We start from the raw sequence: 24,171 nt of genomic DNA on the forward strand, positions 1-24,171 counted from the left end.
CGGCGGCGGGCTTAATCCTTGCCGTTGCCGTCGCCGCGCCAGCGGGCAAAACCGTGGCTAATCTCGCGCAGCCACCCGATCTGGCTCCGAAAGGCGCGGCAGCCGCGGCAAAAAACCAGATGCAGGCGCAGATTGAAGCGCTCGCCGCGGCCGAGGGGACGGTCGAGGCTGTCGGACATCAAGCGGGTTGCCTTTTTACAGGTCAGCATGCGGCAGGCTCCGTGCCGAACCAGCCCTGGGTGAGGCATTGCCTCAAGCCGGCGCGGGCCCGGTGAAGAATGACGTGGCAATGGCTCGTCGTGAGTGAAAGGGTGCTGCAGATCTCGTCGGTTTCCAGCCCGAGAAATTCGCGCATCATGAAAACCCGCCCGGTACGCGCCGGCAGCACTTCGAGGCAGGCCTCGAACACCTCCCAGAACTGGCGCTGCTCCAGCGCCGCGTGCGGGTCGCCCCAGGGCCGCGGGCGGCTGTCGGGGCGCCAGTGCTCGTTGGCCTTGAAGAGCGCATCGAAGGTGTCGTCCATGCTCTCGTCGTCCCGCTCCAGGCTGGACACCTGCACCGTGCGGCTGCGCTCCCGCAGCGCGTCGACGATCTTGTGCCGCAAGATGGTGAACACCCAGGTCTTGAGCGCCGCCCGGCCGGCAAAACGGTCGATGCCGGCCAGCGCCGCCTCGATGGCCTCCTGCACCACGTCCTCGCCGGCCGCGTCGTCCTGCAACTGCAGGCGGGCAAACTTGACCATCTGGGGGCGAAAAGCAGAAATCGATTCGGCGGCGGCAGACGTCAAGCGCGTACTCCCAGAATGACGCCGGCGTGGCGCAGGGCTTGCAGGTTGTGGTGGCCAAAATCGACAAAAGCCCCATCGGCCGGCCGGCCCAGTTCAAGGGCCAGCTGCGCGATGGCGTCACGGCCGCGGGCCCCGGCGGCCAGCACCTGCAGCAGGCGCGCCGTGGCCGGGCTCAGTTCCATGAAACAGACCTCGTCGTCCGGGTCGCGATACACCAGCATGTTGAAAGGCTGCGGCCGCCGTGGCCGAAACGCCGGGCCAATGCGATGCACCGGCCATTCAAAGGCCAGCTGCAGGGACGCCGGATTCACCACCGGCACACCATCCAGCAAATCGCCCGCGGCACCGACAGGCGGCAGCGCCACGTCCATCACATCCACCGCCAGCTCGGCCCATTCATAACGGGCCAGGTCCACAAACCAGCGTGGCAGGGGCGCCCGGCAGGCAGCGCCCAGGTAATCGACGAACTCCCGCGGGATTTCGCGAAACCATGCTGTGCGGCACGGCCAGTCGCGAAAGAAGGCCCGGCACAGCCGCCTCCAGCGCACTTCGCCAAGGCAGGCGTGGGCCACCGGAAAACAGCGGTCGAGAAAACCACACAGATTGTTGAACAGCAGTTCTTCATACACCGCCATGCGCCGGGCCGGCACGCCGGCAGGTTTGGGCGCCCGACGGCCGGCCCGGATACGGCGGCCGAAGGCGGTCTGGAAGGCCTGCAGCGTGGGCGCACTCATGCCGCAGCCCTCGTCATTCCGGCCTGCGCCTGAAGGCGGGCGATCTGCGCGACTTCCTGGCCCAGCTCGGCCAGCGGCGGAAAGTTGAAATCCCGCTCAAGGCAGGTTGGCAGCACGCCGGCCCGGCGATAGGCCGCTTCCAGCAAGCGCCACACATCAATGATCACGCTGGCGCCGTGGGTGTCGATGACGAGGCCGTCCGGCTCGGTGTGATGGCCGGCCACATGGATGTAGCAGGCGCGATCGAGCGGAAGCTGGTGCAGGAAGCCGAGCGGATCGAAACCAAAATTGCGGGCATTGACGAGAATGTTGTTCACGTCGAGGTGCAGCAGGCAGTCGGCCTCGTCGACCACCGCGCGGATGAATTCCGCCTCGCTCATCTCGGCGCCCGGCGGGGCCACGTAAAACGAGGCGTTTTCGATGCCGATGCGCATGCCGAGCACATCCTGCGCCTGGCGGATGCGGGCGGCCGTCCAGCGCACCGCCTCATGGGTGCAGGGCAGCGGCAGCAGGTCGTAGAGCTGGCCGGCGTCGTTGCTCCATGACAGGTGCTCGGTGTACAGCCGGATGCCGTGGCTGGCCATGAAGGCGCGGGTCTGTTTGAGCAGATCCACATCCAGGGGCAGCATGCCGCCCAGCGACAGCGACAGGCCGTGGCAGACAAAGGGATAGCGCTCGGTGAAGGCGCGCAGCTGCCGCGCCGAGCGACCGCCCATGCCGGCCCAGTTCTCGGGCGCCAGCTCGAAGAACTCCACCGCGTCGGGCACGCCGGCTTCGAGTTCCGGCAGCAGCTCGCGGCGAAACCCCAGCCCGGCGCCGCGGGGCCAGTGTTCAGTCATGTCGCGCGCTCCTGGCAGCGGGCGGGCTTGCCCGCCCTGCCGGAATCAGGGGATTACTTTTTGTCGCCACCGCACTTGGCGTCCATTTTTTTATCGGCGCCGCACTTGGCATCCGCCTTTTTGCCCCCACAGCTGCCGTCCGCCTTTTTGCCGGCGGCTTTCTTGTCGCTGCCGCATTTGGCGTCGCCCATCTTGCCGGGCATCTTGTCGCCCGTGGCCTTGTCGTCCATCGCCTTGGTGTCGGCCTGGGCGAGCTGGTAGCCCGCCGACAGGGCGGTGGCGGCAAAGGGGTTGTCGGCGGCGTGGGCGGCGGAGCCGAGGGCAAAGGTGGAGGCCAGCACGGCGGTGATCGCAGCAGTTTTTTTCATGATTTTCATCTCCGTTGGGGCAGCATGAGCACCGTTCCGGATGGAAGGTGCTGGCGAATAGTCGGCGACATCCGGGTGTTTATTACAGGGCGGACCAAAAATATTTCAGCGCAGCGCCACCCGGTGGCGAAGCACTGCGAGGCCAGCGAGGGCCAGCGCTGCAAAGGCGGCGCCGCAGAAAAAGGTGGCCTGGGAGCCGAAGGCGTCCCACAGCCCGCCGGCCAGCACGCTGGCCACCAGCAGCGCCACGCCGCCCACCAGGTTGAAAACGCCAAAGGCCGTGCCGCGCAGCGTCGCCGGCGCCACATCCGCCACCAGCGCCGCCAGCAGGCCCTGGGTCATGCCCATGTGCAGGCCCCACAGGGCCACGCCGAGCGCGAGGCCCACGAGGCCGTCGACCAGCGCCAGCACCAGGTCGGCCGCCACCAGCAGCGCAAAGCCCAGCGCCAGCAAGGTGCCACGATGGACCCGGTCGGCCAGCAGGCCCACCGGATAGGAAGTGGCCGAATACACCACGTTCATGAGCACCAGCACCGCCGGAATCAGCATCAGCGCCACGCCCAGCTCCTGCGCCCGCAGCACCAGAAAAGCCTCGCTGAAGCGCGCCACCGTGAACACCGCCGACACCCCGACGACCCACCAGTAAGCCGCCGGCAGCTTTGCCAGTTCGGCCCGCGACAGCGGTGCGCGAGGCGCGTCGGCCGCCACATGGGGCGCGTCGTGCACCGCAAAGACGATCAGCGCGAAGGCGGCGACGGCCGGCAGCACGGCCCACCCGAAAACCCGCCGGATGTCGTCGTCGAACAGCGCCATCAGCCCGATGGCAATGAGCGGCCCCATGAAGGCGCCGGCGGTATCGAGGGACTGGCGCAGGCCGAAGGCCGCGCCGCGCAAGCCCGGCGGCGCCAGATCGGCGATGAGGGCGTCCCGCGGGGCGCCGCGGATACCCTTGCCGATGCGGTCGACAAAGCGCGCCGCCACCACCCAGCCGATGCTGCCCGCCAGCGGAAAGACCGGCTTGGAGCAGGCCGCCAGACCATAGCCGATGGCCGCCAGCAGCTTCCTCTTGCCGAGCTTGTCGGACAGCGCACCGGAAAACACCTTGGTGATCGACGCCGTGGCCTCGGCAATGCCTTCGATGAGGCCGACCGCCAGCGTCGAAGCCCCGAGCGCCCCGACCATATAGAGCGGCAGCAGCGCGTGGATCATCTCGGAGGAGATATCCATCAGCATCGAAACAAAGCCCAGCGCCCAGATGCCGGGCGGCAAACGGGCGCTGGCAGGCGCGTTCGGACGAGGGGGCATCATGCGGAGAATCCACCGGTCATTATTTTTCCAGGCACGCCAATTGTGCCGATTGCTATCGAAATACGAACAATACCCGCAGGCGGGGAGTCGGGTTATCCTACGCCGCGCACCGCCCCCGGACAGGCTGGGCGAAAGAATGACATGCCAGGAGTAAACACAAAATGACCGACCAACAGGGTTTGCCGTGGACCGATGCGTTTTTGCTCGGCTACGAGGCGATGGACGAGACCCACCGGGAATTCGTCGACATCGTCGACCGCCTGCTGACCTGCACCGACGCCGACATGGCCGCCTCCATGCGCGCGTTCATTGAGCATGCCGAGGCGCATTTTGGCCAGGAAAAGACGTGGATGGAGGAAACCGACTTTCCCCCCCGCGATTGCCACATTGACGACCATGACGCGGTGATGGATTCGGCCCGCCAGGTGGAAGAGCTGGTCAAGGCCGGCGACGTGGAGATCGGCCGCGAATTTGCCGGGGAGCTGGCGCGCTGGTTTCCCAGCCACGCCGACTACCTGGATTCGGCGCTGGCCCAGTGGATGGCCAAGAAGAAGCTCGGCGGCGTGCCGGTGGTGCTGCGCCGCAATCTCAACATCGAGCGCTGACCCGGCAAGCGCCGGGCCAGGTTCACACCCCGGGCGTCAGGCCCGGAAACGCGACGACGCATCGGCCAGCCCGGCCACCTGGGCCGACAGGTCGATGGCCAGCTGATCCACATCGCGGGTCTGCCGGCTGATGGCATCGGCCAGGTGGGCGACGGCCTCGACCTTGTGGGCAATATCGTGGCCGGCCCGGCTCTGCTCACCGGCGGCGCTGGCGATCTGGTCCACCGCATCCACTGTTTGCGCGGAGCGCTGCTCGATGCTGGCGAGGGCCGCTTCCACCAGGCGCGAACGTGTGGCGCTGTCGCGGGCGTTGTCCGAGGCCTCGACAATGTCGCCCGCCACGCTGCTCACCTGCTCCAGCAGCGAACCCAGAATATCGTTGATGTCGCTGGCCGAACTCTTGGCCCGCTCGGCCAGCTTGCGCACCTCGTCGGCCACCACCGCGAAACCGCGCCCGGCCTCGCCCGCGCGGGCCGCTTCGATGGCCGCATTGAGGGCCAGCAGGTTGGTCTGGTCGGCGATGCTCTGGATCACCGCGGCAATGTCCTGAACCTGATGGCCACGCTCGCCCAGGTCTCGCACCTTGTCGGCCGCCTGGGCAACCTTGGTGGCGGAGTTTTCCATGGCGCCGATGGTGCCCTGCACCGCCATGCGGCCTTCATCCACCGCGGCCTTGGTTTCGCGGGTCAGCGTCAAGGCGTGGGCGGCGTTGTGGGCCACCTGGTCGATGCTCGCCGAGAGTTCTTCGGTGGCCGCCGACATGCCGGCGGCGGCCTCGGTCTGCCGGTCCGTCGCATCTTCCACGGCACGGATCAGCGTACCCAGCTGGGTGGCATTGCCCTCGACACCTCCGACCGTGGTCTGAATGCTGCCCATCAGCTCACAGAGCCCGGTGCTGGCTTCGTTGAGGGCCACGGCCATCACGTCCGCCTCGTGGCGGCTGGCCGGATCGCACGGCAACTGGCGACCGAGTTCGCCCGCCGCGAGGGCGTGGATGCCCTTCACCACCGGCCCGAGCCGCCGCAGGCTGACCCAGGTGTAGCCGCCGATCCCGGCGGTCAGCAGCACGCCGAAGCCGAGGCTGAGTCCGATCAGGATGTTGCGCAGGGCATCGCTGCCTTCGGTCAGTTCGCCGATTTCGGCGCTGCTCGCAACGATCCAGCCGAGTTCCTTTTGCTCCTTGAAGATGGCGATCTTCTCGAGCTTGCGGCCGGAGGCATCAACCCACGGGTAGCGATGGGCGCCGTTGCGCTCGGCGATCTGTTTTTCCAGCTCCGGACGGCTCGTCGCCGCGTCCAGCTCGGAGATGCGCTTGCCCTCCAGCGCGGGATGCAACAGCACGCGGCTTTCCTTGGCATCGCCGCTGGGCAGGGCCAGCACATAGAAGTAACCGCTACGCCCGACGGGAATGCTGCGCAACCGGTCCTTGAGCATGGAAATATTGGTTTCTGCATCCATGCGCACGGTGATCGCCCCGATCACCTTTCCGCTGGCATCCTTGACCGGCTTGGCCCCCAGCGCGAAGCGGCGACCGTTGCGCTCGAGCGTACCGGTGTAGGTCTCGCCACGCAGAACAATGGCCGCGTAGTCGTCCTTGATCGACTCGCCGACCCGGTATTGGCCTTCGGCATTCTTGAGCAGGGTCGAGGCCCGGTACAGCGCATCGCCGTCACGCACCAGGAATGCGGAATCGACCTGGTTGCGCTTGCGGTAGGACTCCAGGAATTCCGGGTTGTTGTTGCCTTCCAGCTCGCCAAAACGCAGGCGCGGCAGGCTGCGGGCGCCGGTGACGACAGGGGCGCCCACGCTGGCGGCGCCCGGCAGGTCGTGCTCCAGCAGGGTCAGCATGTCGCCGACGCGGGTCTTGAGGGATTCCTGTGCGTAATCGAGCATCGTCACCACCAGGTCGAGCTGGGTACGCATGCCGAGCTCGGCCTGCTCCACGGCACTTTGGCGGGACTGCTGGACTGAGATGGTGACAAGCGTGCCGAAGGCCAGAGTAACGGCCACAGCAATTCCGCCAATAAGGCGCTGGGTCAGGGTGAATTTTTTGAGCATGGTGGGCGTAATACGTCATGGGCCTGGAACGGGACGTTCCTCGGACAGACTTATTACGTCCGCACCGGACGATTCTTGATCAGCCGGAATGCGGCGCAATCGGCGTGGCGGGCATCGCCGGCTGCCGCAGCCAGTGGACCAGGGTGGCAAAAAGCACGTCCGGGTCGACCGGCTTGGTGACGAAGTCGTTCATGCCCGCCGCCAGGCAACGGGCGCGATCCTCGGCGAAGACGTTGGCCGTCATCGCCAGAATCGGCATGCGGCGCCCGCCCGGCAGCTGGCGGATCAGGCGCGTCGCCTCGAGGCCATCCATGCGCGGCATCTGCATGTCCATCAGGATCAGCGCGTAGTCCTTGCTGCGGGCCATATCCACGGCCTCGATGCCGTCGGCGGCCGTATCGACGGCCAGTGCGGCCTCGCCGAGCAGATCGACGGCAATCTCGCGGTTGATCTCGTTGTCCTCGACGAGCAGCACGGCAGCCCCCTTGAAATCACGGCGCAGGATGGTTTCCGCCAGTTCCGGTGCCGCCGGGGAGGCCGGCACGGCCGCCACCTGCCCCTTCTTGAGCCGCGCGGTCAGCCAGAAAGTGCTGCCGACGCCCGGTTCGCTTTCGGCTCCCGTCTCGCCACCCATCAAGCCGGCGAGCTTGCGGGTAATCACAAGGCCCAGGCCGGTGCCACCGTACTTGCGGGTGGTGTCGGTCTCGGCCTGCTCGAAACTCGAAAACAGCCGGGCCAGTGAATCGCGGGCGATGCCAATGCCGCTATCGACGACATCGAAGCGCAGCAGCACGCTGTCCAACCCGTCTTCGTCCAGGCGCACGCGCAGGGTGACGCTGCCTTCGGCGGTGAACTTGACCGCGTTGGAGGCGTAGTTGAGCAGCGCCTGCCGCAGCCGCGTCGCGTCACCGATCAGGCCCACCGGCAGCGGGCCGATATCGAGCTTCAGCACCAGCCCCTTGGCCTGGGCGGCGTCTTGCAGCATCGATGCGACACCGCTGACGAGTTCACCCACATCGAGCAGGGTTTCTTCGAGGCGGAGCTTGTCGGCCTCGATCTTCGACAGATCGAGGATGTCGTTGATGATCGACAGCAGGTGCTGCGAGGCGTCCTGCAGACGGTTGAGGTGTTCTGCCTGGCGGGGCGGCAGCCCTTCGCGCCGCAGCAGCTGAACCACGCCGGCGATGGTGTTCATCGGGGTGCGGATCTCGTGGCTCATGCTGGCCAGAAAATCAGATTTGGCGCGGTTGGCCGCCTCGGCTTCGTCCTTGGCCTTGCGCAGGGCCGCGTGGGCGCGCATCAGTTCGCGCTCGGCACGCCGGCGGCCGTTGATCTCGCGGGTCAGCTGCAAGGTGCGGTTGGCCAGCTTGTCGTACATCGCCATCACGGTTTCAACCATAGCCCGGGTGGCGCCGGACATCTGCTCGTCGGCGGTCTTCTTGGCGGCCTCGATCGATGCGCCGCCGCGAATGGCCAGCACGGCCTTGGCCATGCGCTTGTCGGATTCGATGATGTGCAGGGCCAGCCAGTGGGTGAGAAAGCCCACGATGTCCTCGATCACCTCCTCGAGGGGCTTTTCGCCCTCCTCAGCCTTCAGCCGCAGCACCTCTTCGACAAAACCGGCGTGGCCGGCCTGGTGTCCGGTTTCCCATGCGTCACCGGCAAAGGCCTCGTGCCAGAGGACTTCCTCGGTTGCAAAATGAACGACGGTGTAGTCCTTGAGCTGATCAAAAATGTCGTTCAGCATCGGCGCTTCACTCTGCTGGGTCAGGTGGCTGACCAGCAGGTTGAGCAGTTCGACCAGCCGCTGGTGCTGACTGTCGATCTCGGCAATCCCTGTCTCGAAATTGGCATTCCAGGGAAAAATTTCGATGGTGTCGATCATTGCTCTCGTTCCACTGCGCCTATGGGGGGTGTCTCACTTGATCAACACGAAGCGCCCCTCGCTGATCTCGGTAAAAAATACCTTGCGTTGCGTATCGCCGTTGGCATCGAAGACGATCTGCTGCTGCAGCCCCTGGTAGGGTCCGCTGCGCAGCACGGCCGCCTTCACGGTTTCGCCGGCCTCGCGTTTGCGAAGGGCATCGAACAGCACCGTTGCCGCGTCGTAGGCCGACACGGAACTGTAGCCCGGGTTTTTCTGGAAACGCTTGAAATAGGCCTCTCGAAACGCCCGAAAACGCGGCGAGTCGTCTTCACGGTTGTAGTTCTGGACAATCACCAGCCCATCCACCACCTTGCCGCCCAGTTCGAGCAACTGCTCGGTGGCGGCCCATTCAGACGCCGAAACCGGCAGCTTCGGCGCCTGCCGGCGGGATTGCTGGGCCAGCCGCGCCACGTCGATGCCTCCGGCTATATACAGAAGGCCGTCCGGCTGCCCCTTCAGCATCTTGCCCACCACATCGCTGAAATCCACGTCGGGCCGCGATTCGTAGGGCACTTCGGCCGCCAGCGTCCCGCCCACATCCGTAAAGGCCTTGCGGAACTCCTTCAGCCACGATTCGGTGAAAGACCTGTTGCGGATGTCGTAGGCCACCGCGATGCGCCGCTGGCCGCGACCGAACAGCACGCGGGCGTAATCGGTGGCGTTATCGCGGGTGCTGCGATTGATGCGGACGAGATTGTCGTCCTTGCCGAAGAAGTCCATCGAGGTGATGGTGGGGCTGATCACCAGCGTGTCCGTTTTTGCCAGCACCGGCACCAGCGCCGCGGCCATGGCGCTGGTAAAGGGGCCGATCACCGCCTCGACCTTCTCGGCGGCCAGCTCATCGGCCGATCTGGCGGCGGTCTCGCGGTTCTGCGCATCGTCGCGGGAAACAAGCTCGACCTTGCGCCCATTGATGCCACCGGCACGGTTGACCTGCTCGACCGCCAGGATCACGCCATTGTGGCCGGCCTGCCCGTTGTCGGAATTGCGGTCGGACAGCCCCCCGATGAAACCCACCCGCAAGGGCGCCTCCGGGCCACATCCAAAAAGCAGCACACTGCTCGCCACAAGCGCCCACACGCTCTTTTTCCACATGGCCATATCGTTCCGTCTGTTCAGTCAAAAAACCGGGGCAGGCCGCGGATCAACGGCAAAAAAACGCTCCAACTTGAGTCCCGCCCCGCCAGGCGCGCCCCCGAAACCCGGGAAGCGCGCGTGGTGTGTGAGAAAAATCAAACTCCGTCACAAGCCGGAATTATTTTTCATTTTGTGGTGATAATATCAAAATTGTAATTTTTGATGAATCATTGCCGCAGCTTGCCCACGCCCCGCTCAAGGCGGGAAGCTGAGCGCCGTATAGGCCATAAAACCCGGCACGGACTTTCTCCATGCACCCCCGCTTCATGCCTCTCTTTCGTCCAGGTCGCTGGCGCGGCTCCCTTCGCCTGCGACTGGTGGCACTGGGCCTGGCGCCGCTGCTCGTCGCCTTTCCGATCATCCTCGGCATCCTGATGTTTTTCGGCGGCGAGCGTTTCGACACCCTGCTCGAGACCAACGCACGCAGCAACCTCGCCAGCGCCCACAACTACATGGAGCAGCTGCGCACCCAGACCCTGCAGCACATTGAAGAAATCATCCGCTCGGAAAGCCTGCCCCGGCTGCTCGCCGCCCATGGCCAAAAGGCGGCACGGCAAGCCGCCCCCGCCCTCGACCAGATGCTGGCGACCCGCGCCGACGCGTCCCGCCTCGACTTCCTGATCATCGCCACCCAGGACGGAAGGGTCATCGCCTCCAGTTCCGGCCTCGCCCCCGGCAGCACGCTGCCGGCCAGCTTCGCCTACCGACAGGCCAACACCGGCGTGGCAGCCGTCGAATATGCCCGCTTCGATGCCGACGAACTGGCGGCCCTGTCGCCCCTGCTGCCCGAACGGGCGCTGATCCGGCTCGATCAGGACAGCCCCACCGCCACGCCCACCGAGACGCGCGGCCTGCTGATCAATGCCGCGGCCCATTTCCCGCTCACCAACATCCACCCGGACGCAATCCTCATCGGCGGCGTGTTGCTCAACAACAACCTGCCGATGATCGACCGCATCCGCGAAGTGGTCTTTCCGATCAACGCCAGTTTCGGAGAAAGCGGCGGAACCACGACGATCTTTCTGGACGATGTACGCATCGCCACGACGGTAACCCGGCAGGACAACCAGCGCGCCATCGGCACCCACGCCAGCCCGGAGGTGCGCGAGCAGGTGCTCGACAAGGGCATCCCGTGGGCCCGGCGCGCCCTTGTCGTGGACAGCTGGCAGATCGCCGGTTACGCCCCCCTCATGAACGGTGAGGGCACGCGGGTCGGCATGCTGTACACGGGCTTCCCGGAAGAACGCTTCCGGCAGGAAAAATGGCTGCTCACCGGCAGCATCGCCGCCCTGCTGGCCCTCGCCATGCTGGCGCTGTCGCTGTCCTTCCTGCGCGGCGCGCGGGACATCACGCGCCGGCTGGCCAGCATGGCCGAGACCATGACCGCCATCCACCTGGGCAACGGCCAGGCCCGCGCACGGCTCGACGACGAAACCGACGAGATCGCCCAGCTTGCCCGGCACTTCAACGAACTCCTCGACACCCTGAGCGCCCAGAAGCGCGCCCGGCTCCAGGCCCAGAAAGTGATCGAGGAAGAAGCCTCGCGCCGGCGCGCGCAGTTTGAGATGGACCGTGACGGCATCGTTGTCCTCACCGATGACGGCAGCGTCTTCGAGGCCAACCCGCAGTTTGCGGCGATGCTCGGCTACACATCCGACGAGATGACCCGGCTCCATGTCTGGGACTGGGAATCCCGGTTCACCAAGGAGCAATTGCTGGCCATGGTGCGCACCACGCGGCCGCAAGGCGGCGAGTTCGAAACCCTTCACAGGCGCAAGGACGGCAGCACCTACCCGGCCGAGGTCAAGTCGAGCCGCGTCGAATGGGGCGGCAGGATCTACGTCATGTGCCTTGCCCGCGACATCACCGAACGCAAGCAGCTCGACAGCGAACTGGCGCAGCACCGCCACCACCTGGCCGAGCTTGTCGAGCAGCGCACCCTCCAGCTGGCCGCGGCCCGCGACGAGGCGGAAAGCGCCAACCGCGCCAAGAGCGCCTTCCTGGCCAACATGAGCCACGAAATCCGCACCCCGATGAACGCCATCATCGGGCTGTCACACCTACTCAACCGGGAGATCCGGGAGCCGCAACAGCTCGACCGCGTCACCAAGATCAGCGGCGCGGCACGGCACCTGCTGCGCATCATCAACGACATCCTCGACCTGTCGAAGATCGAGGCCGACAAGATCACCATCGAATCCATCGACTTTCCGCTGCGCGAAACCCTCGACAAAGCCGCCGGCCTGCTCCGCGAGAGCGCCCGCCAGAAGGGCCTCGCGCTCTCCGTCACCATCGATCCGGAACTGCCGGCCATGCTGCGCGGCGACCCGGTGCGCATCGAGCAGGTGATCGTCAACTTCCTGTCCAACGCGATCAAGTTTTCCGAGCGCGGCCAGGTCAGCCTGCGCGCCCGCCGGCTCCCCTCCGGCGACGCCAGCGCCGTGGGCCTGCACCTGGAAGTCGAAGACCACGGTATCGGCCTGAACGAAAACCAGCAGGCCTCGCTGTTCAAGGCCTTCCAGCAGGCCGACAACTCGACCACCCGCAAATACGGCGGCACGGGCCTCGGCCTCGCCATCAGCAAGCGGCTGACCGAACTCATGGGCGGCGAAATCGGCGTGACGAGCACGCCCGGTGCCGGCAGCACCTTCTGGATCACACTGCGCCTCGGCACCGGCCAGGCTTCAGCCAGCGACAACGCCCCCTGCCCGGCCCGAAACAGTGGCGCGGATGCGGCCGACACCCCGGCAATCACCCGCGGACGACTGCTTGCAGCCTGCACCGGCCGTCGCGTGCTGCTGGCCGAGGACAATCCGCTCAACCAGGAAATCGCCCACGAACTGCTCACGGACGCCGGCCTCGAAGTGGAACTCGCCCAGGATGGCCGCGAAGCCGTGGAGAAGGCCCAGCATGGCCACTTCGACCTGATCCTGATGGATCTGAGCATGCCGGTCATGGGCGGTCTGGAGGCCAGCACAAGCCTTCGCGGCCTGCCTGGCGTCGGCCCCGTGCCCATTGTGGCCATGACCGCCAACGCCTTCGACGAAGACCGCAAGCGCTGCCTGGCCGCCGGCATGAACGACCACGTGCCCAAGCCGGTCGACCCGGACGTGCTCTACCAGGCGCTGCTGCGCTGGCTGCCGGCACCCGACCCCCGCATGGCGCCCGATACGGCCCATGCCACGCCGACCGACACCCTGCCCGACATCGCCGGGCTCAGCATCTCCGACGGACTTCGCGGCATGCTCGGCAACGTGGAGCGCTACCGGCGTGTCATCGGCATGTTCGCCAAAACCCACCGCAACAATCCTGCACACCTGCGCCAATATCTGGCCGATGGCCGGAGCGACGAGGCCAGGCGCCTCATCCACACCCTGCGCGGCAGTGCCGCCTCGATTGGCGCGCTGGATGTCACCCACTGCGCCAGCACGCTCGAAGCCGCACTCCACCACTTCGGGCAGACGAGTACACAACTACAGCCGCTGATTGACGAACTCGAGGCCGCGCTCGGGGTGCTCATTCAGGGCATCGCGCAGGCACAGCAGCAGCCGGGCAGCCCCCCGCCGCCCCATGAGGTAAAGGGCGCCAGCCTGGAAAAAATCCGGCGCTTCGCGGCCGAACTGGGCGCACTGCTGGCAGAAGATGACATCCTGAGCGTCACGCACTGGCGTAGCCAGGGCGCTTTGCTGGAGGCGCTGCAGCCCGTCGAGGCGCGGCAGATCGGCGAGGCCATCGACAACTTCGAGTTCGAACTGGCCCATCAATACCTCAACGCCTACATCACTCACCACCTGGAAGACCCCGCCTGCACCTGAAACCGAAGTCCGGCGGCAGGCTCAGGGCGGGATGTCGAGACTCGAAGTGGCTTCCTGCAGGCTGGCCAGCGCCGAGGCAAAATCAAAGCTGCGCACCGCGTCGGCAATGACCGGGAAACGATGGCCGAGGCCGGCCCGGAGCAGGCCCTCGCTGGCCTCCAGCGTCTGGCTGCTGGCAAAGTCGTCGTCGGCAAGCTGAGCGGCGAGGCGCGCGCAAACCGCCTGCAAGGCCTGCGGATCAACCGCAACAGGGGCGCTCTCGGTTGGTGCGACCGGTATTTTGTCCACCATCGCGTCGATCAGCGCCGTCAGCCGCCTGACAAGCTCGGCCAGCATGGGTGCCAGCGTCACGCTAGCGGCGCGGCGGCGAATGGCCTTTTCGAATTGCGCGGCCAGCTCGCTCAGTTCATAGGCCCCGATCTGCGCCGCGACACCCTTCAGGGTGTGCACCAGCCGTTCGGCGGAAACCCAGTCGCCTTCGGCGAGCGCGCTGGCCATGTGGGCAGGCAGATCCCGCTGCCCCGCCACAAACTTTCCGATCAGGGCAAGATAAAGCGCCTCCCGCCCGAGGGAATTGCGCACGCCGGAAACCGTGTCGAGCCCCGCGATGGTGCTCATCGCCAGCACTTCGGGCAGCCCCGGCGAGGGTTCGATGAACACCGGGGCAGGCGCCGATGCAACCTCACGCGGCTTGATCCAGTGCAATAACGTCCCCCACAGGACGGCCGGCTCGATCGGCTTGGCCACGTGGTCCTGCATGCCGGCGGCCAGGCAGCGCTCCCGGTCACCGGCCATCGCGTTGGCGGTCATCGCCACCACGGGCAGGCGATCGAAGCGGGGCTGCCGGCGAATTTCCGCGGTGGCGGTCAGGCCGTCCATGACCGGCATCTGCATGTCCATCAGCACCAGGTCGTAATCCGCCTCGGCAAGTTTTTCCAGTGCAATGGCGCCGTTCTCGGCCACCTCGACCACAAGGCCGGCCTGGCAAAGCATTTCGGTTGCCACCTGCTGGTTGAGGTCGTTGTCCTCGACGAGCAGGATGCGGGCCCCGGCGATGCTCTCCAGCTCGGGCGTCGGCGCCACCAGAACCGCCTTGTCCGGCGCCCCGCCAACCCGCCCGATATCCGCCTCGCCCAGCAGGCGAACCACGGTATCGAAAATCAGCGATGCGGTAACAGGCTTCATCAACACATCCCGAATTCCCATCCGCTCGGCCGAGCTGAGCAGCTCGTCGCGCCCGTAAGCCGTCACCATCACCAACTGCGGCGGATGCACGAGGCCCAGTTCGTGGATGTCGGCGGCCGTCGAGATGCCGTCCCGCTCGGGCATCTGCCAGTCCAGGAAAACCACCGCGTAGGGCGCATCGGCGATTTCCGCGCGGGTGAGCTCCTCCAGCGCAGCCGCGCCGGACTCGACCGCGCAGACTGAAAAACTCATCCGCCTGAGCATCTCGCCGAGCACGTCGCGGGCATGGCTGTTGTCATCCACCACCAGCATGCGCCGGCCAAGCAGCTCGGCCTGCGGCACAAAGCGCCGCGACTGCGCTTCGCCACGGCGCAGCCGCGCGGTGAACCAGAAAGTCGAGCCGACACCGGCAATGCTATCCACCCCCACCTCACCGCCCATCAGCTCAGCCAGGCGCTTCGAGATCACCAGCCCGAGGCCGGTGCCGCCGTACTTCCGGGTGGTCGAGGTGTCGGCCTGCTCGAAACTGCGGAACAGGCGGCCGCGCTGGTCCTCGGCGATGCCGATGCCGGTGTCGCTCACCGCGAAGCGCAGCATGACTTCGCCGTTGACCGGGCCCACCACGCCGACGCGGATCGTCACTTCGCCGCTGGCGGTAAACTTGACCGCATTGTTGGCGAAGTTGATCAGAATCTGCCCGAGGCGCAACGGGTCGCCGACCAGCGTGTTGGGCACGTCGCTGGCCACATCGACGATCAGCTCCAGCCCCTTGGCGGCGGTCTTCTCGGCCACCAGCCCGGTTACGTTGTCGAGCACCCGCTCCAGCTCGAAGGCGATGTGCTCCACGACCATCTTGCCGGCCTCGATCTTCGAGATGTCGAGGATGTCGTTGATGATGCCCAGCAGGTGCTGGCTCGCGCGCTGGATTTTTTCCAGGTAATCGCGCTGGCGCTCGTTCAGCTCGGTGCGCAGGGTCAGGTAGGCCATACCGACAATGGCGTTCATGGGCGTGCGGATCTCGTGGCTCATGTTGGCCAGAAAATCCGACTTCACGCGCACCGAGTCTTCGGCCAGCGCCCGTGCCTTCGCCATTTCGGCGCTGGCGGCATGCTCGACGGAAATGTCCTGGACGACGCACGCCATGCCCTTGTCCGGGTTGGAGAGGTCGATGGCCCGCGCCGACAGCCGGGCCCACAGCAAGCTGCCATCCTTGCGCTTCAGCTCCCGGTCCTCGCTGTAGATTTCGCCGTGCCACACCTGCGCGGCCAGCTTCTCGCCCACACTCAGCCAGTCTTCCTCGCGGACATACCAGTGCCGTGTCGGCATGCCGATCTGCTCGCCGCTGGCGTAGCCCAGCATCTCGTCCAGGCGGCGGTTGTTGCGCTCGATGACCCGCCCCTTGGTCAGCATGATGCCGACGCTGGCCGAATCGAAGAGGGCCTGTTCCTCCTCCATCGCAGCAGCCAGATCCGCCGTGCGCAGCGAGACTTCCTGCTCCAGGTGCTCCCGGTAGCGTGCCCTGTCCAGCTCGGCCTGGCGGCGCTCGGTAATGTCGCGGGAGAGCACGATGAAACGCGACGGCTCGCCCGCCATAACGCGCTGCCGCGTCACCGAAAGCTCGAACCAGTGCTCCAGGCCGGCAATGTCGATCCGGATCACGCGGCCGTAGTCGTTGCCCGCGACTTCTGCCGCAGCCAGCGCATCGCAGACGGTCTGCGCCGCTTCCGGCGCAAGCACGTCGCGAACGTTGCGGCCCACCAGTGACGACTCCGGTGCCGCCAGCAGATCGTGGCGGGTGGCACGCACGGCCAGATAACGGCCCTCCACATCGAATTCAAAAAACAGGTCGGGCAGCGCCTCGAGCGTGGCGACCAGGCGGTCGCGCACCTCCTCGACATCACGCCTGGCCGCCTCGACGGTGTCCAGGGCCCGCTGCAGCGCCTCCGTCTTGGCACTCACGCGGCGACGCAGGCTGCGGTTCCAGCCCACCAGCGCGAGCACCACGGCCAGCATCAGGAACACGCCGTAAGCGACATAGCGCAAGGCCGGCCCTGCCGCCGCGGTCAGCGGGGCGCCGAACCACTTGTCGTCGATGGCCGCCAGCTCTGCGGGCGTGATGCGGGCAAAACCGTCGGCGACGACGCGCTGCAGCTCGCTGTTGCCCTTGGCCACGGCCCACTGAAAATGGCTGGTGTACATCGGCGCGGTATGCCGGAAATCGGTCAGGCCGGACTGTTGGAGAAAGTAGTCCGCCGGCCGCTGGTTCATGCAGAACACACGCACCTCCTGATTGGCCGCGGCGCTGATCAGGGTTGCGTAACTGGGATAGAAGCGAAAGTTGTCCGACCCCTCGGCACGGAGCTTTTCAATGCAGAGATCCCCGCGCTTCACGCCGATCACGAAGCCCTTGCTCGAGGAGGCGTCCACAATGCCCGCAATGCTGTTGTGAAAGAACAGCATGACGGGCAGGTCGGCGTAGGGCGCGGAGAAGTCGTAGATCTTTTCGCGGGCCGGCGAGCGCGAAATCGTGTCGATCACATCGGCCCCGCCGCTGCCCATGACTTCCTGGGCCTTGCCCCAGTCCATGCCCCGCAGATCCACCGCGATGCCGGTTCGCGCCTGCCACAGCATCCACCGGTCCCGGAGGATGCCCTGCAGCTCGCCGCTGGCGTCGCGCATGGAATACGGCGGAAAGTTGTCGTCGAGCACAACGCTGATCGTGCGCGGCGGCGGCGGGGCTGGCGTATCGGCGGCGAGCGTCTCGCCACCGAAAACACTCCAGACCAGCAGCATGCCGAGAAGGCGGAACAGGATCGTGTCAGCCATGACGACCTTCCATTAGTCAGGCGCCGGCCATTCAGCCACCGCCGCATTGAGGGTCTGGATGGCCTGGTCGAAATCGAAATCCTCGATCTGCCGGGCCACGTTTGCCGCCCGTGGCCCGAGCGCGGCATTGAACAGCGCCGCATTCCGACGGAAAAGGGCTCCGCTGTTCAAATCATAATCGGCCAGCAGTGCGCCGAGTTCGGCGGCCAGCCTGCGCGCCTGGCGCAAGTCGATGGCCTGGGGCGCAGCGGGCTCGCGGGGGGATTCCTCGGCCGGCAGGGCGCGGCGCAGTGCGGCGCACAAGCTGGCGTATTCGTCCAGCAGACCCCGGGCACGCAACAGCAGCTCGGCGGAGGGCGTCACCCCATCGCCGCTTTTCAGCTCGTGCTCCAGCCCCGCGGCGCCATTCATCAAGCGGACGGCGCCAATCGTGCCGGCCGTGCCCTTCAAGGTATGCGCGATACGCAAGGCCGCGGGAATGTCGGAGCCGGTCAGCGCCACCAGCAAACTGGCCGGCAGGCCGCTGTCGATGAATTGCCGCAGGAAGCGCACGTAAGCACCCAGCCGCCCCCGCGTAACGGTCAGGCCGGCCGCCACTGAAAGCCCGGCAATGGCACCCAGGCGCTGCCGCAATGCCTCGTCGTCCGCGGCGTCCGCAACGGCTTCGCCTGCCGGCGCCGCGGTGGCGGCCACAGGCGCCGGGGCCTTGACCACGGGCTCCCGCACCGGCAGCCATTGCAGCAGGCTGCGGTAAAGCGTCTCGGGCACCACCGGCTTGGCCACGTGATCGTTCATGCCGGCCTCGTAGCAGCGCTGCCGGTCTTCGTCGAAGGCGTTGGCGGTCATGGCCAGAATGGGCGTGGCGGCATGGCGGGGCATGGCACGAATCAGCCGCGAGGCCGCCAGCCCGTCCACCACCGGCATCTGGATATCCATGAGGATCAAGTCATAGGCCGACTCGCGGGCCTTGTCCACGGCCACCTGGCCGTCCTCGGCCACATCCACCTGGATTCCCACGTCGGTGAGCAGATCCCGCGCGACTTCCTGGTTGATGGCGTTGTCCTCGACCAGCAGCACCCGCGCGCCGCCGCGGCAGCGCAGCGCGGCCTCGGCCTCGCCGGTAACGAGGGGGTGATCCGTCATGTGACGACCGGCCAGGGTGTTCTGCACGGCGTCGCACAGCAGCGACGGCGACAACGGCTTGGCCAGCACATCGAAATAACCGGTGGCGGCAAGGGTGTCCGGGGGCAGGGCTTCCGGGTAAGACGTGACCAGCAGGCTTGCAGGACGGCGCGACAGGGGCATGGCGACCAGCCGGCGACCGACCTCGATGCCGTCCATGCCGGGCATCTGCCAATCCACCAGCAGCAGGCTGTAGGGCTTGCCCGCGGCATCGGCCCCGGCCACCTGCGCCAGGGCCGTCGGGCCGTCGGCCACCGAATCCACCTCCATGTGGAGCCGGGCGAGCATGGCCACCAGCGAATCCCGCGCATCGGACAGGTCATCCACCACCAGCGCGCGGCGCCCGCGGGTTTCGATATCCGGCCGGGACGGGCTGACGCCCGCGCGGCTGTACGAGAACGGCACTTCGATCCAGAAGCTGCTGCCTTCGCCGATCTTGCTGTCGACGCCGATCTGCCCGCCCATCAATTCGGCCAGACGCCGCGAGATGGCCAGACCGAGGCCGGTGCCGCCGAACTTGCGGGTGATCGATGCGTCGGCCTGCCTGAAGCTCTGGAACAACTGGCCCTGCTGCTCCGGCGTCAGGCCGATGCCGGTGTCGCGGACCTCGAAGCGAACCACCAGCACGTCGTCCTCGGCTCGCACCACGAAGGCGCGCAGCGTGATGTTGCCGCGCTCGGTGAACTTGACGGCATTGCCGGCAAAGTTGAGCAGGATCTGCTGCAGGCGCAAGCCGTCGCCATGGAGCATGGCCGGAATGCCGCGCATGTCGACCACCAGCTCGACCTGCCTGGCCTCGGCCTTGTCGCGGATCAGGGTGACGACGTTGCCGACCACACGCTCGACTTCGAAGTCGGTGAATTCCAGTTCCAGCTTGCCGGCCTCGATCTTGGACAGATCGAGAATGTCGTTGATGAGATTGAGCAGGTGGTGGGCGGCAGCGGCGATCTTGGCCAGCCGGTCGGCGTGGCGCACGTCGGCGATCTCGCGGCTGAGCAGGTGGGTGAGGCCGATGATGGCGTTCATCGGGGTGCGGATTTCGTGACTCATGTTGGCCAGAAACTCGCTCTTGCTGCGGCTGGCCGCCTCGGCCGCCTCCATCGCGACGATCACTTCGGCGCTGCGCTCGGCCACCAGTTGCTCGAGGTGGTCCCGGTGGCGCGCCAGCTCTTCGCCGATGCGTTTTTGCTCGGTAATGTCGTCCTTGATGGCGACGTAATGGGTGATACTGCCATCGGGCTGGCGCAGCGGCGTGATGCTCACGGCCTCGGTGCGCTCCTCGCCGGAGCGCATGCGGTTCACGAGCTCACCGCGCCAGATGCGGCCGGCGCTGAGTTCGGCCCACAGGGTCGTGTAGGTTTCAGGCGGCGTCTTGCCCGACTTGAGCATGCGGGGATTGCTGCCGATGACCTCCTCGCGGCTGTAACCGCTTTGCTGCACGAAGGCATCGTTCACGTATTCGATGCGGCCGCTCAGATCGGTAATGACCACCGAGGTCGGCGTTTGCTCGACCACCAGTGAGAGCTTGCGCAGCGCCCCCTGCGCGGCTTCACGCGCCCGTGCGGTACGGCGAAAGGCGAGCACCGCCTCGGCCATGCCGCGCAGCACGCTGCGCGGATTCCTGCCGATGGCTTCAACCAGCGGCATCGAGGGCGGGTCCACATTACCGTCGGCGAGAGACTGCAACGCGGAGGTGATGCCGGACAGACGCCGCGCCATCCAGGCCACGAACGCGAACCAGCACGCCATCAGCGTCGCCACCAGCACGCCGCCGATCACCGCGATGCGCACGGCGTGCTGCTCGAAGAGCCGGGCCTGGCTTTCGCCCCGCGTGGCGGCTGCGGTGGAAACGGCCGCAGCAATGGCGTGGGTGTGCTCGGTCAGGGCCACGTAAACGCTGGCGGCCTGGTAGGCATGCCGCATGCCGCCCCGCGGATCGATGGCGGCAAGATCGGTAGCCGAGATGATGAAGTTGCGATAGGCCTCGAAATCGGCCATGACCGCGGTGCCCTGCCCGCCCTCGCTAACCGCGGCCTGCAGCGCCGGCATGTCCTCGGCCAGCCGGGCAAGGCGGTTGACCACCTCGGTATGCACCCGGTAAACCTCGCCCTCGTCCAGCTTGCCGGTGGCCGCCTGTTCAAGCGTCGTCGTGACCCGCCGCTGAACGGCGGCGATTTCCTGGTTAAAACGGGTAGCCAGCCCGATTCGCGCCATCTCATCGACCTGCAGCAGGCTGGCCTGGCGGTGCGCCTGGCGCAGGCTTTGCAGGGAACCCAGGTTGAGCATGCCCGCAAGCACCACGACTATCGCCACCGGAACAAAGAAAATCAGTTGAAAGCGCAGCAGGCGGGGCGAGTTTTTTGTCATCCGGGCTGCGGCCTTCAGCGCAGGAGTTCAGGCCATTGGGCCGGCGCGACGCTGGCCACGTATTCGAAACCGGCGGCGCCCATGGGGCGAAATACCACCAGCGTGGCCTCCCGCGGAAAATATCCGATGAGGTCCATCAGGTTGGGGGCGTGGGCCACCAGCACCCGGTTAGTGCCGGGCGGCACCGGCGCCGACAGCAGATGCCGGGTATTGGCGATGATCGGCGCCTTCTGCACGTCGGTCAGGTTGGCCGTGTACATCAGGTTCTTGTCGGAGATCGCCGCCTGCCCGGGAAAGGCGATGGCGACCGTATCGCGGACACGGCACATCGGGCTGATGCGGATCTCGGCAACGGGAATCCGGGCCTTGCGGATCGCCTCGCCGACGCGCGCTGCAACCTGCCGCCCCTCTTCGGTGAGCGGACGCTGGGTCGCACAGTCGTTGAGGTCCACGCTCGGCACACGGTCGGCACGGGTGTTGTCGGTGTTGCCGTGGCGCAGATAGAGAACGAAACCGCCGGCGCGCAGGCTCTGGAGCGTTTGCTGGGTGGCGAAAACCTCGACAAAACGCGCAGGCGGACGCGTCGCCGGATCGGCTGCCGCAGCCGGCAGGACTGCGCATGACAGTACGCAGGCGAACCGCAGGACGAAGTTTTTAGCCATTACATGGCCTCGTGCGCTTCCGGGTCGGGGTCGGCAAAACGCAGCGCGATGTCGGCAAACTGCTCCCGGCAGGCCTGGAAGGCATCGACCACGTCCGGGTCAAAATGCTTGCCGCGCCCTTCGTTGATGATCCGCGTGGTTTCATCGATATCGAAAGCCGGCTTGTAAACACGGCGGGTCATCAGCGCATCGAAGACATCCGCCAGGGCCATCAGGCGCGCCGAAACGGGAATCGCATCGCCGGCCAGCCCCACCGGATAGCCGCTGCCGTCCCATTTTTCGTGGTGGCCCGCGGCGATTTCCTTGGCCACTTCAAGAAAATCGAAGGCCTTCACGGCACGTTCGGCGGCCTCGGCATCGGTACAGGCCGCAATCGCCTGCGCCATGGCCTTGTTGATGGCGTCGGCGCCGATCATGGCGTGGGATTTCATGATTTCGAACTCTTCCGGCGTCAGGCGGCCGGGCTTGAGCAGGATGCTGTCCGGCACACCCACCTTGCCCACGTCGTGGAGCGGAGCCGCCTTGACGATGCGGCCGAGGTGCTCACCGGCCAGCGCATCGCGAAAGCGGTCGTGGTTTTCAAGGTGACGGGCGAGAAGCTCGACGTAAGTCTGGGTGCGCACGATGTGCAGACCGGTTTCGTTGTCCCTGGCCTCGGAGAGGCAGGCCAGCGCCCGCACGCTCAGATCCTGGATCAACAGGTTCTCGCTCATCCGCCGTGCCACCTCGCTTTCGAGCCACTCGTTCTCGACAGCCAGGCGGTCGCGGGCGTGCTTGAGCTCGAGGTGGGTGCGCACCCGGGCCAGCACGATGGCGGGGTTGATCGGCTTGGTGATGTAATCGACCGCGCCCAGTTCGAGCCCGTGCTCCTCGCTTTCGGCGTCATGCATGGCGGTGACGAAGATCACCGGAATATTGGATGTGGAGGCGTCGGCGTGGAGGTGCTGCATCACGGCATAACCGTCCATCTCGGGCATCATCACGTCGAGCAGGATCAGGTCGGGACGCGGCTGCAGGCTCGCCGCCCGCAACGCCCGCTCGCCGGAGTTGGCCGCCCTCACCCGGTAATGGGGTTGCAACAGCTCACCGAGAATCGTGAGGTTTTGCGGCGTGTCGTCAACGATCAGGATCGTCTGCTTCTGGGCACTGGCCGCCCGCACGTCGCGGTTTGTTGCAAGAGTCATTACCGAACACCTCAAACGGGTAAGCAGGCTGTTGGTCAAACGGGCAACGGCCGGAAAAATCTGCTGCGACCACCTGCGCCCTTCGATCGGACGCTCTGGAGCTCAGCACCGTAAACGGCAGCACCCCGTCCGGCTTTAGTTTTGACGGCGGATACGATTGCCGCCCTGCAAACAGCCTCCTGCGCACCTTCCGGCAGGCATCATCACGCCCTGCCGGGGTGACATGACCATGGAACCAATCGTCCCCTTAGCACTCACAGGCAGGGAGTGCTAATATTCTGGCCAAGGAGGTTGTTACTGATGTCCCATACCTTGTCGTTCCCCGTTCCGTCCGCGGTTGGCAGCCTGGATCAATACATCCAGAGCGTGAATCGCGTTCCCCTGCTGACCGAGAAGGAAGAATCCGACCTCGCCCACAGCTTCCGGGAAAACGAGGATCTCGACGCCGCACGCAAGCTGGTGATGTCCCACCTGCGGCTGGTGGTCGCCATTGCACGCGGCTACCTCGGCTACGGCCTGCCCCACGCCGACCTCATCCAGGAAGGCAACGTCGGCCTCATGAAGGCCGTCAAGCGCTTCGACCCGGATCGCGGCGTGCGGCTGGTGTCGTTTGCCATTCACTGGATCAAGGCCGAAATCCACGAATACATCGTCAAAAACTGGCGACTGGTGAAGATCGCCACGACCAAGGCCCAGCGCAAGCTGTTCTTCAACCTGCGCAGCATGAAGAGCAGCAGCAACACCCTGCAGGGCGACGACGTCCTGGCCGTGGCGCAGCAACTGGGCGTCAAGCCCGAAGAAGTGCGCGAAATGGAAACCCGCCTGTCGGGCCAGGAAGTCGCACTCGAAGCCGGCCCCGACGATGACGAGGAGCGTTTCGCCCCCATCGCCTACCTGGCCGATCCGCATGCCGAGCCGTCCGAAGTGCTGGCCCAGCGGCAATCCGCCCGCCTCCAGGACGAAGGCCTGCATCAGGCACTGGCCATGCTCGACGAGCGCAGCCGTGCCATCGTCCAGCGCCGCTGGCTCACCGAAGGTGACAGCGCAACCCTGCACGAACTGGCCGCCGAATACGGCGTCTCCGCCGAACGCATCCGCCAGATCGAAGCCAAGGCGATGCAAAAAATGCGCAACCAGCTCGCCGCCCTCGCCTGATCGACGGCAGCGCAGCAGCATTGAAAGGGCAA

General features: G+C 66.2%; 16 protein-coding genes. 3 read left to right on the top strand and 13 right to left on the bottom strand.

Features of this window, described 5'->3' with window-relative positions; translation table 11 throughout:
• Nucleotides 1–11: 11 nt before the first annotated feature.
• From Q1W26_RS08290 to Q1W26_RS08315, 6 genes are all read right to left on the bottom strand, one after another.
• Nucleotides 12–209: a zf-HC2 domain-containing protein gene (locus Q1W26_RS08290; RefSeq protein WP_300438341.1), complete on the bottom strand. Its 198-nt coding sequence runs from the start codon at nucleotides 207–209 to the stop codon at nucleotides 12–14.
• Nucleotides 203–787 (bottom strand): sigma-70 family RNA polymerase sigma factor, encoded by a 585-nt coding sequence (locus tag Q1W26_RS08295; RefSeq protein WP_300438344.1) that lies wholly within the window; start codon nucleotides 785–787, stop codon nucleotides 203–205. The genes Q1W26_RS08290 and Q1W26_RS08295 overlap by 7 nt, the downstream gene beginning before the upstream one ends.
• Complete coding sequence (locus tag Q1W26_RS08300) at nucleotides 784–1,521, bottom strand: putative DNA-binding domain-containing protein (protein ID WP_300438346.1); 738 nt, start codon at nucleotides 1,519–1,521, stop codon at nucleotides 784–786. Before Q1W26_RS08300 ends, Q1W26_RS08295 begins: the two co-directional genes overlap by 4 nt.
• Nucleotides 1,518–2,360 carry a DUF692 domain-containing protein gene (locus tag Q1W26_RS08305; RefSeq protein WP_300438348.1) on the bottom strand — a complete coding sequence of 281 codons (843 nt, stop codon included), beginning with the start codon at nucleotides 2,358–2,360 and terminating at the stop codon, nucleotides 1,518–1,520. Before Q1W26_RS08305 ends, Q1W26_RS08300 begins: the two co-directional genes overlap by 4 nt.
• Nucleotides 2,361–2,413: 53 nt before the next feature.
• The gene (locus Q1W26_RS08310; RefSeq protein WP_300438351.1) at nucleotides 2,414–2,728 is read right to left on the bottom strand and encodes a hypothetical protein; all 315 of its coding nucleotides are present in this window, start codon (nucleotides 2,726–2,728) and stop codon (nucleotides 2,414–2,416) included.
• Nucleotides 2,729–2,833: 105 nt separating this feature from the next.
• Nucleotides 2,834–4,036: an MFS transporter gene (locus Q1W26_RS08315; protein WP_300438354.1), complete on the bottom strand. Its 1,203-nt coding sequence runs from the start codon at nucleotides 4,034–4,036 to the stop codon at nucleotides 2,834–2,836.
• 161 nt (nucleotides 4,037–4,197) lie between these two features.
• On the opposite strand from Q1W26_RS08315, the gene Q1W26_RS08320 reads away from it, so the two are divergent.
• Nucleotides 4,198–4,641, top strand: a complete 444-nt coding sequence (locus tag Q1W26_RS08320; protein WP_300438357.1) for a hemerythrin domain-containing protein — start codon at nucleotides 4,198–4,200, stop codon at nucleotides 4,639–4,641.
• A gap of 36 nt (nucleotides 4,642–4,677) precedes the next feature.
• On the opposite strand, the gene Q1W26_RS08325 is transcribed toward Q1W26_RS08320, so the two are convergent.
• From Q1W26_RS08325 to Q1W26_RS08335, 3 genes are all read right to left on the bottom strand, one after another.
• On the bottom strand, nucleotides 4,678–6,699 hold the full coding sequence (locus Q1W26_RS08325) for a Cache 3/Cache 2 fusion domain-containing protein (RefSeq protein WP_300438360.1): 2,022 nt from the start codon (nucleotides 6,697–6,699) through the stop codon (nucleotides 4,678–4,680).
• A 79-nt stretch (nucleotides 6,700–6,778) separates the two neighbouring features.
• Complete coding sequence (locus Q1W26_RS08330; protein ID WP_300438363.1) at nucleotides 6,779–8,584, bottom strand: bacteriohemerythrin; 1,806 nt, start codon at nucleotides 8,582–8,584, stop codon at nucleotides 6,779–6,781.
• A gap of 33 nt (nucleotides 8,585–8,617) precedes the next feature.
• Entirely contained in the window at nucleotides 8,618–9,721 is a 1,104-nt protein-coding gene (locus tag Q1W26_RS08335) for an ABC transporter substrate-binding protein (RefSeq protein ID WP_300438366.1), read from the bottom strand.
• Nucleotides 9,722–10,014: 293 nt separating this feature from the next.
• Between Q1W26_RS08335 and Q1W26_RS08340 the strand changes: the two genes are divergently transcribed.
• Nucleotides 10,015–13,578: an ATP-binding protein gene (locus Q1W26_RS08340; RefSeq protein WP_300438369.1), complete on the top strand. Its 3,564-nt coding sequence runs from the start codon at nucleotides 10,015–10,017 to the stop codon at nucleotides 13,576–13,578.
• A 21-nt stretch (nucleotides 13,579–13,599) separates the two neighbouring features.
• On the opposite strand, the gene Q1W26_RS08345 is transcribed toward Q1W26_RS08340, so the two are convergent.
• The 4 genes from Q1W26_RS08345 to Q1W26_RS08360 are packed head-to-tail and all read right to left on the bottom strand — an operon-like array spanning nucleotide 13,600 to nucleotide 22,984.
• On the bottom strand, nucleotides 13,600–17,589 hold the full coding sequence (locus Q1W26_RS08345; RefSeq protein WP_300438371.1) for a response regulator: 3,990 nt from the start codon (nucleotides 17,587–17,589) through the stop codon (nucleotides 13,600–13,602).
• A 12-nt stretch (nucleotides 17,590–17,601) separates the two neighbouring features.
• The gene (locus Q1W26_RS08350) at nucleotides 17,602–21,138 is read right to left on the bottom strand and encodes a response regulator (protein ID WP_300438373.1); all 3,537 of its coding nucleotides are present in this window, start codon (nucleotides 21,136–21,138) and stop codon (nucleotides 17,602–17,604) included.
• 14 nt (nucleotides 21,139–21,152) lie between these two features.
• Nucleotides 21,153–21,800 carry a histidine phosphatase family protein gene (locus Q1W26_RS08355; protein ID WP_300438376.1) on the bottom strand — a complete coding sequence of 216 codons (648 nt, stop codon included), beginning with the start codon at nucleotides 21,798–21,800 and terminating at the stop codon, nucleotides 21,153–21,155.
• Nucleotides 21,800–22,984, bottom strand: a complete 1,185-nt coding sequence (locus tag Q1W26_RS08360) for a two-component system response regulator (protein ID WP_300438379.1) — start codon at nucleotides 22,982–22,984, stop codon at nucleotides 21,800–21,802. The genes Q1W26_RS08355 and Q1W26_RS08360 overlap by 1 nt, the downstream gene beginning before the upstream one ends.
• 300 nt (nucleotides 22,985–23,284) lie before the next feature.
• On the opposite strand from Q1W26_RS08360, the gene rpoH reads away from it, so the two are divergent.
• Nucleotides 23,285–24,139, top strand: a complete 855-nt coding sequence (gene rpoH / locus Q1W26_RS08365; RefSeq protein ID WP_300438382.1) for an RNA polymerase sigma factor RpoH — start codon at nucleotides 23,285–23,287, stop codon at nucleotides 24,137–24,139.
• The last annotated feature ends 32 nt before the right edge of the window (nucleotides 24,140–24,171 follow it).

This window comes from Zoogloea sp., from assembly GCF_030157465.1.
GTDB lineage: Bacteria > Pseudomonadota > Gammaproteobacteria > Burkholderiales > Rhodocyclaceae > Zoogloea.

Bases quoted from the DNA above. Each gene is read 5' to 3' on its own strand.
- Q1W26_RS08290 (WP_300438341.1), bottom strand. From the start codon at position 209: ATGCTGACCTGTAAAAAGGCAACCCGCTTGATGTCCGACAGCCTCGAC.
- Q1W26_RS08300 (WP_300438346.1), bottom strand. From the start codon at position 1,521: ATGAGTGCGCCCACGCTGCAGGCCTTCCAGACCGCCTTCGGCCGCCGT.
- Q1W26_RS08305 (WP_300438348.1), bottom strand. From the start codon at position 2,360: ATGACTGAACACTGGCCCCGCGGCGCCGGGCTGGGGTTTCGCCGCGAG.
- Q1W26_RS08310 (WP_300438351.1), bottom strand. From the start codon at position 2,728: ATGAAAAAAACTGCTGCGATCACCGCCGTGCTGGCCTCCACCTTTGCC.
- Q1W26_RS08315 (WP_300438354.1), bottom strand. From the start codon at position 4,036: ATGATGCCCCCTCGTCCGAACGCGCCTGCCAGCGCCCGTTTGCCGCCC.
- Q1W26_RS08320 (WP_300438357.1), top strand. From the start codon at position 4,198: ATGACCGACCAACAGGGTTTGCCGTGGACCGATGCGTTTTTGCTCGGC.
- Q1W26_RS08325 (WP_300438360.1), bottom strand. From the start codon at position 6,699: ATGCTCAAAAAATTCACCCTGACCCAGCGCCTTATTGGCGGAATTGCT.
- Q1W26_RS08330 (WP_300438363.1), bottom strand. From the start codon at position 8,584: ATGATCGACACCATCGAAATTTTTCCCTGGAATGCCAATTTCGAGACA.
- Q1W26_RS08335 (WP_300438366.1), bottom strand. From the start codon at position 9,721: ATGTGGAAAAAGAGCGTGTGGGCGCTTGTGGCGAGCAGTGTGCTGCTT.
- Q1W26_RS08340 (WP_300438369.1), top strand. From the start codon at position 10,015: ATGCACCCCCGCTTCATGCCTCTCTTTCGTCCAGGTCGCTGGCGCGGC.
- Q1W26_RS08345 (WP_300438371.1), bottom strand. From the start codon at position 17,589: ATGGCTGACACGATCCTGTTCCGCCTTCTCGGCATGCTGCTGGTCTGG.
- Q1W26_RS08350 (WP_300438373.1), bottom strand. From the start codon at position 21,138: ATGACAAAAAACTCGCCCCGCCTGCTGCGCTTTCAACTGATTTTCTTT.
- Q1W26_RS08355 (WP_300438376.1), bottom strand. From the start codon at position 21,800: ATGGCTAAAAACTTCGTCCTGCGGTTCGCCTGCGTACTGTCATGCGCA.
- Q1W26_RS08360 (WP_300438379.1), bottom strand. From the start codon at position 22,984: ATGACTCTTGCAACAAACCGCGACGTGCGGGCGGCCAGTGCCCAGAAG.
- rpoH (WP_300438382.1), top strand. From the start codon at position 23,285: ATGTCCCATACCTTGTCGTTCCCCGTTCCGTCCGCGGTTGGCAGCCTG.